Genomic DNA, 16,400 nt, shown 5'->3' on the forward strand with positions numbered 1-16,400 from the left:
GAAATTCACTTCAAATACGGACTATTGTGCGTTGGGGGCTTTAAAAAGTAATATCGGTCATGCTTTCTTCGGCTCTGGGGTTGCAGGGCTCATTAAGGTGCTGTTATCGATGGAGCATAAACAAATTCCTCCGACTTTAAATTATAAGAATGGAAGTTCAAAAATGTCTTTCGAGAACAGTCCATTTTTTGTGAATACAACTTTGAAGTCGTGGGAACCGGTATCGAATCATCCGCGCTGCGCGGGGATCAATTCGTTTGGGGCAACAGGAACGAACGTGCATCTGGTTATCGAAGAATACCTCCCTGAGGTAAACGTTGATTCAAGAGTAAGTAGCAAAGTTCAGAATCCATTGCCAATGATGTTTGTCTTGTCGGCAAAGGACAAATGCAGATTGAATGAATATGTCCATCAGTTTGTTCAAGCGTTGGAAAAGGACTGTTATTCTAATAATGACTTAGCAGATATCGCGTATACGTTGCAGGTTGGTCGCGGAAGTATGGATGTCCGGTTGGCAGTAACAGCAACCTCGTTATATGAGCTGGAGATAAAGTTGAGGCGCTATCTGGAAGGTGGAGAAAGCAGCGAAGATATCTATCGCAGTCCAGCCAAACCAATAAAAGGTGGATCGAAAAGGTCGGTAACAAGTAGTGAGATACTTGATGCAGCAGATCGGTTTCTGAAACTTAACAATGCGAGTGAATTGTTGAATCTATGGGTGAATGGCGCAAAAGTTGACTGGGAACAGTTCTATAGTAACGGGAGACCGAAGCGCATCTCTTTGCCTACGTACCCTTTTGCCAAAGAACGATGTTGGATTCAGACAAATGAAAAGGGGAGCAAACGCACTACCGAGGAAATTGTTGCCCGTCATTGCTCAACCTCCGATTCTTCACTATTAGAAGCAAATGGTGAGAAGCACAAAGAGCATGTTGAAACTATGTTGTTTACCGAGAATTGGGAAGTAACGCCTTTATTAGATTATCGGGCAATTGAATTGAACACTATCGTATGCTTTCTTTCGGAGCGGGATAATCAGAACAAAATAAAGAAGTACATTCAAACTCGGAAACCAAGAGCCAATATCGTGTTTTTGTCCCAACACACTGGTCCTAGGAACGATAATGAGCAGACGTATTACATCGACAAGAAAAATAAGAAAGCGTATGAAGAAGCATTCCGTAGCATAAGAGCGAAATACAACGAAATTTCTGCTGCTCTTTACCTATGGCCATATGAAGATCGGGCATGTATAGAGGACTACAGCAGCATCGTCTACATTTTACAAGCGATCGCATCTGCTAAATTGGAGCCAGAAAGGCTTCTTCTAGGTGCCTCGTATAGAAATGAACGTGAACGTTGCTATCTTGAGTCGTGGATTGGCTTTGAACGGTCCATCGGACCGATGGTATCGAAGACGCGTGTGAAAGCAGTCATTCAGCAAGAGGACCATGTCAAATCAGATGGACTGAATGAAGACATAATGATGAGTCTATATAAAGAACTTGAGGCAGCGGAGAGCGTTCAAAGCGTGCTGTATGAAGAAGGACAACGATACGAATGCAAAATGAAAGAGACGAGCATAACCTCGGGAGCAGCCCCGCTGAAGGCCGGAGGCACCTATTTTATAACTGGCGGACTCGGCAAGCTGGGGCTTATTTTTGCGAGACACCTCGCAAAGAATTACAGTGCTAATCTGGTCTTGAGCGGAAGATCGAAGTTGGATGACGCAAAGCTAGAACTCATCCAACAAATTGAGAATACAGGCGGCAGAGTTTACTATTTTCAGTCGGATACTTGCGACAAGAAGCGGATGAATGAGGGGCTGGAGACGGCGAGACGAAAATTCGGGAATGTGGACGGTGTTATCCACGCCGCAGGACTAGTGGATCCTCAAAGTATTTTCAAGAAAGAGATTGCAAACTTTGAGAAGGTCATCTCTCCTAAGACTAATGGAACGCTCGTGCTGGATGAACTATTGCAGGGGACTTCGCTTGATTTCGTTTGTTATTTTTCGTCGTCTGCAGCTATTTTGGGAGATTTCGGTACCTGCGACTATGCTGTCGGGAATCGGTTTCAAATGGCCTATACCCGCTATAAAAACAAGTTGGAGACAAGGCAGGAAGCATTGGGCAAGACCGTTGTCATCAACTGGCCGCTATGGCGAGATGGTGGCATGGGGTTTGATCAGGACAATAATGAAAAATATTTAAAATCTAGCGGGCAGCGTTATTTGGAAACCCAAGAGGGACTGTCCATCTTTGAGCGCATCTTGATGGCACCTCAATCACAACACCTTATTATTTCAGGCCAAAGGAGCATGGTGTACAGGTTTTTAAGATTACAGGAGGAAAAGGAGCAAGAAATCGTTCATGTCAAAGCTCCCGTTGTCTCAAACATTAGCAACAGCAAAGCAAATGAAGCATTTGACGTCGCGCGGTTCGTGGAGCGGGACTTAAAAGAAGAAATCAGCCAGTTGCATCATGTGCCGGTCGAGAAACTGGATGTGGACGAGCATTTGTTAGAGTACGGCTTTGACTCCATCAATTTGTTCGAATTTGCTGGAAGGATCACGGGTTTATATGGCATTGAGATGACGCCATCTTCGCTTCTCGGTTATTCCACAATTGGTAAAATTATAGAATATTTGGTGAGGGAACATGAAGAAACGCTCGAAAGGTTTTATGAGGGTGAACTTGAACTGAAGACCGAAAGAAAAGCTGAGATCAAAAGCGACAATACCACACAAGAGCGTAAAAATATTGGATCGAATCTCGGCCACCTTCAAGAAGCCAATAAGGAAAAATTAACTGAGCCGATCGCCATCATTGGGATGTCCGGGCGGTTTCCTCAGGCAGATTCGGTGGAGAAGTTTTGGCAAAATCTGAAGCATCGTAAAGAATGCATTACTGAGGTACCGCAAGATCGGTGGAATTGGCAGGACTTCGGCGGAGGAAAATTTTTGGATGAACACAAAATAAATAGCTCGAAATGGGGAGGGTTTCTTACCGATATCGATCGTTTCGATCCGTTGTTTTTCAAAATTTCACCGAAGGAAGCTCATATCATGGACCCGTGCCAGCGCTTGTTTCTGGAAGAGGCCTGGCATGCACTAGAAGATGCAGGATACATGGATGAGAAAATAAAAGGGAAATCGTGCGGCGTATATGTAGGGATTGAAGAAGGCGATTACGGATTTATGGTTAAGCAGCAGGGACAGTTTTACAGCAATCAGAATGCCATTCTATCTGCTCGCATTGCCTATCTACTAGATCTTAAAGGTCCCAATTTATCAATTACGGCATCTTGCTCTTCCAGTCTAGTTGCCCTTCATCAAGCTTGCCAAGCTTTGCGCCAGGATGACTGCGAGATGGCTCTAGTTGGCGGTATCAACTTGTTCGTCTCACCATCTGCGCATATCGGAATGAGTATGTTAGATTTGATTTCCTCTACCGGGAATTCTCATGTATTTGATGAACGCGCAAACGGTATGGTTCCGAGCGAAGCCGTTGCCGCGGTCTTGCTTAAACCTCTATCTAAGGCCATTCGCGACGGGGATCATATCTACGGATGCATCAAAGGTAGCGGTGTCAACTATAATGGGAAGGGCCATGGAATGATGGCGCCAAATCCGATCAGGCAAGCGGATCTGATTAGCGATACGCTGGATAAATACCAGATCAATCCGTCAAGTATCCAATATATGATTTCGCATAGCGTAGGAACCAAACTCGGAGATGCTGCAGAAATTGATGGCTTGCGCAAAGCATTCGGCAGCTACGCATCTGAAAAGCCATTAGGGTACATTACTTCTGTTAAGCCGTTAATCGGACATACGTTTGCTGCTTCGGGGATCGTCAGTTTAATAACGATGCTGATGGCAATGAGAGAGCAGACGATGCTGGGTCTGCACAATTTTAATACGAGTAACCCAGATATCGATTTTTCAAAAGCACCGTTTCTAGCAAGTGCAAGCGATCAGCCATGGAATAGACCCGTTGATCAACCGCGGATAGGTGCTATCAGTACATCCGCCAACAGTGGCACAAATGCATTCGCTGTTATAGAAGAGTACTCAAAAGAATCGAATAAACCTATCGCTAAGGATCAAAGCCAAATTTTTATTTTCTCGGCTTCAGATCATGAACGACTTCATGCCGTAGCCAAGCAGATGCGTGATTACATTTGTAAGGCTGATCATCTTTCATTGTCAGATATTGCCTATACGCTTCAATCTGGAAGGGAAGCGATGACAAGCCGGTTAGCCATTGTAACGAAAGAAAAAGAAGACCTTATTCAGGCTCTGAATGATTATTTGAAATACGATCAAGGTAATCAAAAGATCAATAGCGTAGTTCCGATTTTTACCGGGAACGCAGAGGACGAATCACAAGTGAGTGCGTTCTCCTTTATGAATGGAAAAGAGTCTATGGTACAACAGTTTGTGCAGAGCGGAAATCTTGACATCATCGCCATACACTGGGTAAATGGAGGGAAAGTGTCATGGAATTCTTTATTTAATGAAGAGAGAGGGCGGACCGTCCCTTTACCTACTTATCCGTTCAAAAAGGACCGTTATTGGATTCCAGTGGAATCGAATAGACCTATAACGGAGAGTGTTCAGTCGGATGAGGAAGTTAGGGTGGATCAAAATGCTTTGATCAACGTCGAGAGGTCAACTCAGGAAGATCTGGAGGGGGATTTTATCGAGTTTTTCTCAGAGAAGCTCGAAATCGATGAAAAAAATATCAACGTGAATCGTTACCTGCAAGACTATGGTGCAGATTCAATTTTGATGATGAAATTTATTCGGAATGTGGAGCAAAAATACGATCTCACGATATCAGGCCGAGAACTCCTACAGTGCCCGACGATTCGTACCATTTCGGCATACTTGGCTCCGAAACTCGGAACTAGTCTACCTAACTATCTGGATGCTAAAAAAAGATTGCACCGTGAATACAAAGATCTAGAAGTTATCGAAGCGATGGAAAAGTTTGTTAAGGGAATTATCAAGCTTGATGATCTAGAAAAATGTATAGGAGTAGATGGATAATGATAGCGAAAGAGTTATTGGATAAATACAGAGAAGGCGAATTATCAACATCCGAGCTACGCCAAAAGCTTCAAGAAATTACCCCTCAATTTTTGGAGAAAAAACCGCTATCCATGGGACAAAAGGGTCTATGGATGCTAGAGAAAGTAGCACCTGGCATGAGTGCCTATAATCTGCCGATCTGCTTCCGTATTCAAAAGAGACTGGATGTTAATTTGTTCAGGCAAGCGCTGGAGTATATGTTGGAGCAGCATCCGATATTAAAGACTATCATTGAAGAGGAGAATGGTAAACCTTTTCAGATCTTTCAGCAATCAGAGAGTTTAGCATTCACAAAAGAGAATATTTCCCACCTACTTCATGAAGAGATAATCCAATTTATACGTACAAAGGCTAGCGAGGCCTTCTCTCTTAATGAAGGTCCATTGATGCGTGTTCATGTGTTCGAGAGATCCGAGACCGAGCACTGGGTGTTAATCAATATCCACCATATTATATTTGACGGCAGTTCAGTTGCAATTCTCTTAAAGTCCTTATTGGATGCTTATCTTGCTCTTGTAAAGGGGGAACCGCTAGCTAGCGGCTCCTCTTACTCTCACTATTATGATTTTATCGATTGGGAACAGGAAATGCTGGTAAGCAGGAGGGGTGAAGAGCATCGTACCTATTGGAAGCAGCAATTGTCAGGTACGCTGCCAATTTTAGATCTTCCTACTGATCTACCACGTCACTCTGCATCAACATTTAAAGGGAAGACACATCGCGTGACTATCCCGTCCGAGCTTAAAGATAAAGTCAAATCGTTCTCTAAGCTTCAGCGCATCGGTCTGCCAGCTTTCTTTCTGGCTGTATTTAACATGCTATTACATCAATATACAAATCAGCGTGAACTGATCGTTGGGATGGCAAGCTTGGGGAGGCCGGAGGAAAGATTCGAATCGTTAATTGGTTATTTCATCAACATGATTCCAATTCGTAGCCGAATTGACGAAATGGAGAGCTTTACGAAGTTTGCTGAGCAATTACAGTTGACGATGCTTGACGGAATGGATCATTCGGACTATCCGTTTTCTGCAATGGTAAAAGAATTGAATTTGCCTCGTTCAATATCGAATGCTCCGGTATTCCAGGTCGGATATTTCTATCAAAACTTCATTTCGTCCAGTCAGATGAAGCAGTTTGCGAATTATGATACTACTCTTGGTTTTGAGCTAATGGATGAGATTCATCAGGAAGGAGAGTACGAACTTGCGTTAGAAGTATTTGAGCACGATGAGCGGTTCCAACTTAATATGAAGTACAATCCTGATCTTTATCATGACTCCACGGTCAAGCGAATGACTGAGCATTTTGTTCGATTAACAGAAGAAGTGATCGGCACAGGAGAGTGTACGCTTGGACAATATCCGCTCCTTTCAGCGGATGAACTTCAAACCATTCTCTTGGATTGGAATGCAACTCAGACAATTTACTCAAAGGACAAATGCGTACATGAATTGTTTGAAGAACAGGTTAAGAAAACGCCTGAAGCGACCGCAGTTATCTATGAGAACGAGTCGTTAACCTATCGGGAATTGGATGAGAGAAGTACAAAGCTTGCTATTTATCTGCAGCAACAAGGTGTAAAACCCGACATCCTGGTAGGGATCAGCTTCGAACGATCGATACACATGATCGTTGGTTTGTTAGGGATTCTAAAATCTGGTGGCGCATACGTTCCTTTAGACCCGGAATATCCGTCTGAACGCTTAAGCTATATGATTGAAGACAGCCGGATATCCATAGTTATCACTCAATCAGCATTAATGAACAAGTTGAATGAACTATTAAGTACTGAAGTTACAGCCATCCCGCTGGATACGTATTGGGGGACCATCGAGCAAACGGCGATTGGGCAGGACATTATCCGGACACAATCGGGTTCAGATCACTTAGCTTACGTGATGTATACGTCTGGAAGTACAGGTAAACCAAAAGGAGTTATGATTCCACATGTCGCTTTGACTAATTTCATGCAATCGATGGAACAGAAGCCTGCTATTACACCAGAAGATAAGTTGCTCGCTGTAACTACGTATTGCTTTGATATTGCTGGCTTGGAATTGTACTTACCTCTAATCAACGGTGCTGCTTGTTATATTTGCAGCACAACGAAACAAAAGAATGTCGAGCTACTTCAGCGGGAAATTCAAGCGGTTCAACCTACGATAATGCAAGCGACGCCCGCGACGTGGACGGCGCTTTTTCTTTATGGTTGGCGGAACGAAGAACGAATTAAAATTCTTTGCGGAGGCGAGGCTCTTTCCGAACGGTTAAAACAGTTCTTTATGGAAACGAATAGCGAGGTTTGGAATATGTTCGGCCCGACGGAAACGACGATATGGTCTACTCTCAAGCAGATTAAACCACATGAACCGATCACTATCGGCAAGCCAATTGCCAATACGCAAATCTATATTCTGAATGACCTAATGATGCCGGTTCCTGTTTCCGTTCCAGGAGAGCTCTATATTGGAGGAGATGGATTAGCAAGAGGGTATTTAAATTTGCCCAAGTTGACGGCGGAACGGTTCATCGACAATCCGTTCCAGCCAGGCACCAAGCTTTATCGGACTGGAGATTCGGCAAGATGGCTCGCATGCGGGGAAATTGAATATTTGGGACGGATCGACAACCAAGTGAAACTGCATGGATTTCGGATCGAACTTGACGAAATTGAATCGAGGCTCAATCAATATCCGGGGATTCGTGAAAGTGCCATCGTCATCCACAATCATCAAGAGCATGTACAGTTAAGAGCATATTTTGTACGCAATGGTCAGGCGGGTCATCGCAATCTCGTTCTGAAAGAGTTGCGTAGTTACATGAAGAAATGGCTTCCTGCTCATATGGTTCCGAGTGTATTTACGGAAATTGAATCGATCCCGCTGACACCGAACGGTAAAGTGAACCGGTTGGAACTTTCCAAACGAAATGAAGTACAACCGGACCGCAAAACAAAAACTACAATGTCCGAGACGGAAACGGAGCAAGTTATTGTAACGATTTGGAAAGATGTTATCGGCGTTAATGAAATTAACATGGAAGACGGATTTTTTGATGTAGGTGGAGACTCCTTCACTGCGGTAACGGCAGCGGATCGGATTAGCAGTAAGCTGGACTGTGAAATTAAGGTAACCGACCTTTTTGAGTATGCCAATATTAGAGAGCTAAGTAAATTTATTCTTGATCTGAAAAGAGAGGGACAGCACCATGTTGAAGTGAAAAGTCCCCCTGAAGCAATACAGACTCCATTGTACTCAACAGATGAAAATAGAAAGATTGGCAACCAGCAAAACGACTATCCAGACTATGTTGAAGATAGCGTGGCTATCATAGGCATCTCGTGTCAATTTCCCGATGCCAACGACTACCGTCAATTTTGGGAAAACTTGCGGGAAGGAAAAGAAAGTGTTCGTCTATTATCCGATGAGAAGTTAGAAGAGTTAAACATCGATAAAAAGCTTATTGATAACCCTGCATTCGTGCCGATTCAATTAACTATAGATGGCAAAGAACTATTCGATCCTGAGTTTTTCAAAATCTCGCCAAAGGATGCGGAGATGATGGATCCGCAGATGAGGCTCTTACTGCTTCATTCTTGGAAAGCGGTGGAAGATGCCGGTTATTGTTCTAATGATATCCCGAACACCGCCGTGTACATGTCCTCAAGCAATAACTTCTATCAGGCGCCAGATGATCCGCAACAGGTTCATGTCATCGATGACGCCGATACGTATGTATCGTGGATACTAGGCCAAGCTGGTACGATTCCGACAATGATTTCTTACCAACTTGGACTGAAAGGACCGAGTTTTTCTGTCCATTCCAATTGTTCCTCTTCTTTAGCCGGGATGTATTCAGCGTTTCAAAGCCTGCGTTCGGGGGAGAGCGATTACGCACTGGTCGGTGCGTCGACGATTCACTCATCAACAAGCGCTGGTTATGTCCATATGCCAGGTTTGAACTTTTCGGGAGATGGGCATTTGAAGGCCTTTGATGCTACGGCTGATGGGATGATTGGCGGAGAAGGTGCCGCTGTCATCGTACTGAAGTCTGCGAAAAAGGCTATCGAAGACGGGGACAATATCTATGCAATGCTAAGGGACATTAAATTGAATAACGACGGTTCAGACAAAGTAGGATTTTATGCACCCAGCATAAAAGGGCAGGCCAACGTCATTCAAAGTACACTGGAATCAACGAAAATTGATCCGGAAACTATCGGTTACATTGAAGCGCATGGAACAGGCACCAAGCTTGGCGACCCGATCGAAATTGCTGCTCTAAGTCAAATTTTCAATAAATACACAACTAAACGACAATTTTGCGGAATCGGATCGGTTAAAACGAACATTGGGCATCTGGATACTGTCGCAGGCTTGGCCGGTTGTATTAAGGTCGCATTAAGCTTGTATCACAATCAGATTCCGGCGTCACTGAATTTCAAGGAAGCAAATCGTGAGATCGATTTACGTCAATCACCATTCTATGTGGTAGATCAGCTGCAAAGCATAGAGAATCGTCCTTATCCCTTCCGGGCTGCACTTAGTTCATTCGGGATTGGAGGGACGAATGCGCATGCCATTTTCGAGAAGTATACCGAGATGAACTCAGTTGAAAGCCTTGCACAATTGGATAACAGTCGTTCTTATTTGATTCCTCTATCAGCCAGAAACGACGATCGTCTCAGAGCGTACGCGCATGATCTTCTTCGCTATATGAGAAGCGAAAATCGCCATCAGAATTTATCGAACGTCGCATTTACACTGCAGGTTGGTCGCAAAAAGATGAATAGCCGAGTCATCTTTTTGGTTAACGATGCCCACGATTTAATCAGCAAATTGGAGGCTTTTGTGGAAGGAAAGACAAACATCGATAATTGTTTCGAGAAGAAGGCCAATCAGGCTGAGGATTCTATTCAATGGTTTGAACGGGATGAGGATTCAGGTGAGTTGATTGTCAAATGGATCATGAAGGATAAAAAGAAAAAACTGGCCATGTTGTGGGTAAACGGCCTGGATCTGGATTGGACCTTGTTCTATAATCATTCGCCGCGTCCTCGCCGCGTAAGTCTTCCGACGTATCCGTTTGCGCAAGAGAGGTATTGGAGACCGGGATCCTCCAGTGAGCCTGTGGCGGCAATAGCGAAGGAAACAGTTCAAAAGCTTCATCCGTTCGTCGACCGTAATACGTCGGATTTCATGTCACAAAAATATACGACAACGCTAATAGGTAGCGAATTTTTCCTTGTGGATCATGTCATCCATAATCAAAAGGTATTGCCAGGTGTAGCCTACATCGAAATGGGCAGAGCAGCCGGTGAGCTAGCGGCAAAGCGGAAGATCCATAAGATTAAACAGATCGTTTGGGCACGCCCCATTATTGTGGAGGAGTCTCTTAATATGGAAATTGTACTTACTCCGCTTGATAATGAGATTGAATTTAAAGTATGTACTTACGAAGAGGAACAGCAGGTCATACATGCGCAAGGTAAGCTAGAAGTTCGCTCGAACTCGAATAGGGATACGGAGCAAAATGTCGAGGAATCTAATGAAACCTTTGATATAGAAAGCTGCTTGGCAAGATGTTTAGATCGTATCGATCATACCGATTTCTATGGATCGAGTGCTTCCGCGGATGTCTACCAATACGGACCGACATTCCGGCCAATTAAGGCGCTTTATTATAACGAATCCGAAGCGATATCGCGAATCGAGCTGCCTGTAGAAAGAGAAGAAGACTTCGATGCTTTTACACTTCACCCTTCTCTGCTGGAAGGGTGCCTGCAAACGATCGTCGGATTACTGCAGGGAAGAGATACTTCGCCTTTCATGCCGTTCTCCATCGATGAGGTCGAAGTCATACGGCCGTTCCCGAAGGAATGCTACGTCTATGCGACACGGGCGGATCAAGATTCTAACAAAACAGGAGCTTCAAAGTTCAATTTGAAACTATATGATCCTCAAGGCCGCATGGTGGCCTTCATTCGGAACTATTCAATACGAACTATCACGGCAACTTTGGAAACGAGTTCCTCAACTTCAGATAAGCTGGAAACCTTGTATTATCATAACTCTTGGGAGAAGACGACCTTGGAGCAATATTCTGGAACTATATCCGGGCCGCTACTTATTTTTACCGACAGCGAACAAGCGCAGGATGCCTTCATATCAGATTTTCCTATCATTCTCGTGAATCCTGGCGAAGTATTTAAAGCTGGTCTCAATGATAATTATGTGATTAATCCTGAGCGACAAGAGGATTATCACAAGCTTCTTGTTGATCTTGTGAAGAAAGATAGACTACCAAATCAGATTGTTCACATGTGGTCGCATCATTCGTCGTCTTATGAATTGGATGCGGTAATGAACAAAGGGATATACTCGTTGTTTTATTTGACGAAGTCTTTAACGGAAGTCGCTCCGCACGAAAAAGTAAAGCTACTACTAGTCTATAACGCGCAGATTACAATTGCTTCGGCTCTCTGTGAAGCGATAAGCGGCTTTGCCAAAACCGTCCGGCTGGAATTTCCGAAATTCGTCTACAAGACTGTCCAGCTTCAATCGGAATCTGTTCTTACTGAACACATCGCAGCAGTCGAATTTGAGGCGGAGGATGGCGATGAAATTCGGTACACAGAAGAGGGTCGATTTGTGAAGCGTTTAAAGGAAGGACCTCTCGAACAAGAGACCACCGATAAGCCGATGCCTTTCCGAAATAACGGAGTCTACCTTATAACTGGGGGAATGGGGGGGATCGGGATTGTCTTGGCTAAGCATCTTGCTAGCACTACACAAGCAAGATTGGCGCTGATTGGACGCTCATCTCTGGACGAAGATAAACAATCCTTACTTGATGAGGTGGAGTCGTTAGGCTCGGAAGTGCTCTATATTCAGGCGGATATGTCCGTAAGCGAAGAGGTCGAAAGTGCTCTAGCACAGATACGAAGCCGATTCCAAGCGCTGCACGGTATCATCCATTGTGCAGGCGTCCTTGATGACAAGTTAATTGTAAATAAATCCTACGAAGAAATGAAGACAGTGCTCGCTCCTAAAGTGAACGGTACCATTTGGTTAGATGAGGCTTCCAAAGAGGACTCGTTGGATTTCTTTATTTTATTCTCATCTGTGTCGCACTTGGGTAATGTCGGACAGGCGGATTATGCTTATGCCAACAGCTTTCTCAACTCCTTCGCGAAATATCGTGAGAACCTTCAGATTCGGAACAAACGTTCAGGCAAGACGATCAGTATAAACTGGCCCTATTGGGAAGAAAGGGGAGTGCGGAATGCAGTTAAATGAAGAAACGATCAAGCTACTTAAAACAACAAAAGGCATTCATCCGGTTACTGGCGAAGTCGGACTACATGCCCTGCAGCAAGCCATGTTACAAAGCAATAATGAAATCATGGTATACCATGGTGACCCAGTTAAAATTAGGCGCAATACAGGGCCCCAACCGGTTGAAGCCAAACCAAAACAAGTAGCAGACCGTCCCAACACAGTTTCATCGGATATTAATGTGCTGCTCGAAAAGGTTAACGAGGACTTGGTGGAGATCGCTTGCAATTTGCTAAAAATGAAGAATATGGATATCGATCATGATCTGATGGAATATGGCTTTGATTCCATAAGCATAACTGTGCTCACCAATAAAATTAACGATCTATACAAGTTGGATGTGATGCCGACGGTCATTTTTGAGTTAGAGCAGCCAACGATCCGGTCGTTGACACAACATTTGTACGAGAAGCATGATGATCATCTTCGGCACCATTACCGGCATGACCTTATAGAAAGCGTAGTTACGCCTCGAGCCGATCGAGTTGCGGTTGTGCCGTCGGATCCAGTTCCGCAGTCTTCTTCTTTTAAAGAGAATGAACTGTTCAAAGCAGATGAGGCCAAAGTACCAATGCGGTTTAGTCATTTCGAGCGAAATGCGCCCGTCGGTCAAAACACCAAGGATGTGGAGGAGCCGATTGCCATTATCGGCATGAACGGAATTTTTCCGCAAGCCGAAAACCTCGATGAGTTCTGGGAACATCTCGTCCAGGAGAGGCAGCTGATTACGGAAATTCCTGAAGAACGATTCGATTGGCGAGTATTTGACGACGCTAAAATCAAGTGGGGCGGGTTTATGAAAGAGGTCGATAAATTTGATGCGGCCTTTTTTGGCATTTCCGCGCGAGAAGCGGAAGTAATGGATCCTCAACATAGATTATTCCTTCAGGTCGCTTGGGGCGCGATTGAAGAAGCGGGATATAAGCCTTCAGATTTATCGGGAACAGACACTGGGATTTTTGTTGGAATCGGTACCCAGGATTATGCTCAGCTTATCGATCAGCATCTGACCGAGCATAACCCGTATGCGCTTACGGGAAGGACGCCTTTCATGCTGGTCAATCGTATTTCTTCCATGTTGAATTTACATGGCCCAAGTGAACCTGTCGATACCGCTTGTTCTAGTTCGCTTGTAGCGCTGCATAAAGCGACGGAAGCTATACGTAGAGGCACATGCAGAATGGCAATCGCTGGTGGCGTTAATGTGATTCTTACGCCATCGGTTCATCTCTATTTCAGCGAGGCGGGGATGCTCAGTGATAACGGAGAATGTAATGTCTTCGACAAAGACGCTCGCGGTACGGTTCGGAGTGAAGGCGTAGGCGCGATTTTGCTGAAGAGAATGAGTGATGCCATTGCTGATGGGGATCACATCCATGCAGTAATCCGAAACTCGGCACAGAATCATAAAGGCAAAAGCGCTTCCTTAACTGCTCCGAATGCGAACGCTCAGACTGACCTATTACTAGATGTGTACGGAAATGCAAAAGTGGACCCGACAACCATCGGCTATATCGAAACTCATAGCACAGGGACTCGATTAGGAGACCCCATTGAGATTGCTGGTCTAAAAAATGCTTTCAGCGAACTGTACAGCAAGAACGGTGTTTCATCAGTCCAGCCTCATTGTGCTCTAGGCTCGCTGAAAACAAATATCGGGCATCTGGAAACAGCTGCAGGGATTGGGGCTGTCATCAAGGTGATACTTTCGTTAAAAAACAAAATTATTCCGGGTACGCCGGGCTTTAAAGAGCTTAATCCTTATATTAAATTATCTGAAAGCCCGTTTTACATTAACGAGAAGAGTACACCATGGGATCGAATTCAGCCGGATATTCCGCGCAGAGCAGGAGTCAGCGCATTCGGTTTTGGTGGTGTAAATGCCCATGTAATGATTGAGGAGTATGTGGGAGAGCATCTGGGCCGTTCACGAGAGAAGATCATGTTAGAAACTCCTGTTCTCATCGTACTCTCAGCAGCCAATAGAGAGCGTCTTTTGGAACAGACGAAGCAGCTAGTGGACACGATGGAAAAAATGCAATTCCAAGATGAGGATTTGCCAGACATCGCCTATACGCTGCAGCTCGGGCGCGAGGCACACGAGGAGCGATTGGCGTTAACCGCAACTTCCATCAATGAACTCCGGAAGAAGCTTTCAACCTGGCTTCAGGGAGATAGCACGCGAGGTAACGGGGTATACCAGGGAAAGGTTAATAAACGTGATGATGTTCTTGCCTTGCTGGCGCAAGATAAAGGCATGGAAGATGTCATTGAAGCATGGATCAAGAAGGGGGAGTATAACAAGTTATTGAGTTTATGGGTGAGAGGCTTGGCTTGGGACTGGAACATGCTCTATCCAAACGCTAAGCCTCGGCGTGTATCCCTTCCGACCTATCCATTTGAGCGGCAGCGCCACTGGTTGCAGATTTCTAATGCTGAGGTGCGTTATGCGGAGAAGGAATCCGGTAGTCGGCAGACAGCAACAATCGCCGCAATGAAAGAGAGCATAAACAGTAGTACAGAAAGCGGTATAACCCGCGTCTCGATTGGTAACAAGATCGTCAACCTGTTTGCCTCGTTATTAGGCGTTAAAGCTTCCGAAATCGATAAAGATCAATCCGTTGTAGAACTTGGGGTAGATTCGATCATCCTGACACAAGTGCTGCAGCAGTTGCAATCTATTGATTCATCCATTGATTTTGAAGTCTTATATAATTGCGCGTCTATTCGCGAAATCGTTGACGTCATCTCTATACCGGAAGAGTCAGAAAATGAGATTATCGTTAAGGAATCAGCATACGAACAGGAAGAACGCGTAGTGGATAATGAGCCCGCTGCCCCGATTCAGCTCAACCAGGGATCGGAGTATCCGGAGCTTATCAGATTAAACAAGTGGAATAAGAAAAGACCTATATTTTGGTTCCATGGCGGTTTTGGTGGCGTTGAAATTTATCGGTTAATTTCGAATAAAATAGAGCGCCCTTTTTACGGGATTCAGGCAAAAGGATACATGACTGACTATGAGCCAATCGAGGGAATTGAAGCGATGGCCGCCTATTATGTCCAGATGATTCGATCTGTTCAGCCTGATGGTCCATATGATTTCGGTGGCTTGTCATTGGGTGGCATGATCGCTTATGAAGTGGCCCGTCAGATGCAAGAGCAGGGCGAGACGGTGAATTCAATCGTCATGCTGGAATCGATCTATGTAGACGAAGCGATGAGAGAGGATTGGCTGACAATATCACAGGCTAACTTAAAGAAGGACAGAATGTTAAGGGCCATCAACCTACTCTTAGCTTTCTCGACAGCCGATCAATTAGTGCTCATTGCTGACCATGAAGTCCAAATAGACGTTTCCGATGAGGCATTCCTCGATCAGCTCGTTTTGCTGGCCGAACAAAAAGGCGTCACGAAGCCGCCTAAGCAATTGCGTAAATCCGTAGTTCAATATGAGAAAATATTAGATACGCTTGATATGAGCACGGCAATCTATGACGGATTGCCTCTGTCTGCTCCCGAAAACGTACCGTGTTATTACTTCTGCAACCCGGCAGGCACTTTATTCGGAGAAGACGAATCTTATTTCCGGCTCGTCGATAAAGGAAGAGTATATGATTACTTAAGCTTTGCTTCGAAGTGGAAGGAGAAGATGCCTGCGTTAACAGCCTTAAAGGTAGAGGCATCAAATCACTTGACCTTGTTGACGGAGCCTGAGTCACAAGAACGAATAGTTACATTTTGCAAGAAATTATACTCCGATGAACCTATACTTGATACCTATTTAAAATCGTTATCCATCGAATAAAACTTTTCTCTTAATAATAGAATGTTGATGAATTTACCAGAGGGATGAGAGTTGAGTTGATAGCCGTTGGAACCTACAGTAGCAGGAATTTAATACACATATAATGTGTCTGTAGTTTATAAATTGATCGCAGCCCCATAGAGCGTTGTAGCCC

General features: G+C 44.5%; 3 protein-coding genes (1 of these 3 cut by a window edge). All 3 read left to right on the top strand.

What is annotated here, in order from left to right; genetic code table 11:
• Tightly spaced (each overlapping or abutting the next), the 3 genes in view from BLS69_RS23665 to BLS69_RS23675 form a layout consistent with a single transcriptional unit that may run on beyond the window.
• Positions 1-5,056 carry the 3' portion of an SDR family NAD(P)-dependent oxidoreductase gene (locus BLS69_RS23665; protein ID WP_091037110.1) on the top strand. It extends 3,011 nt beyond the left edge of the window, so the window shows 5,056 of its 8,067 coding nt (coding positions 3,012-8,067); its start codon lies beyond the left edge, outside the window; the stop codon is at positions 5,054-5,056.
• Positions 5,056-12,399, top strand: coding sequence for a non-ribosomal peptide synthetase (locus BLS69_RS23670; RefSeq protein WP_176872979.1), 7,344 nt, complete (start codon positions 5,056-5,058; stop codon positions 12,397-12,399). Before BLS69_RS23665 ends, BLS69_RS23670 begins: the two co-directional genes overlap by 1 nt.
• The gene (locus tag BLS69_RS23675) at positions 12,386-16,246 is read left to right on the top strand and encodes a type I polyketide synthase (RefSeq protein ID WP_091037117.1); all 3,861 of its coding nucleotides are present in this window, start codon (positions 12,386-12,388) and stop codon (positions 16,244-16,246) included. The genes BLS69_RS23670 and BLS69_RS23675 overlap by 14 nt, the downstream gene beginning before the upstream one ends.
• Positions 16,247-16,400: the final 154 nt, after the last annotated feature.

The organism is Paenibacillus sp. CF095, from assembly GCF_900101225.1.
In the GTDB taxonomy this organism is placed as follows: domain Bacteria; phylum Bacillota; class Bacilli; order Paenibacillales; family Paenibacillaceae; genus Paenibacillus.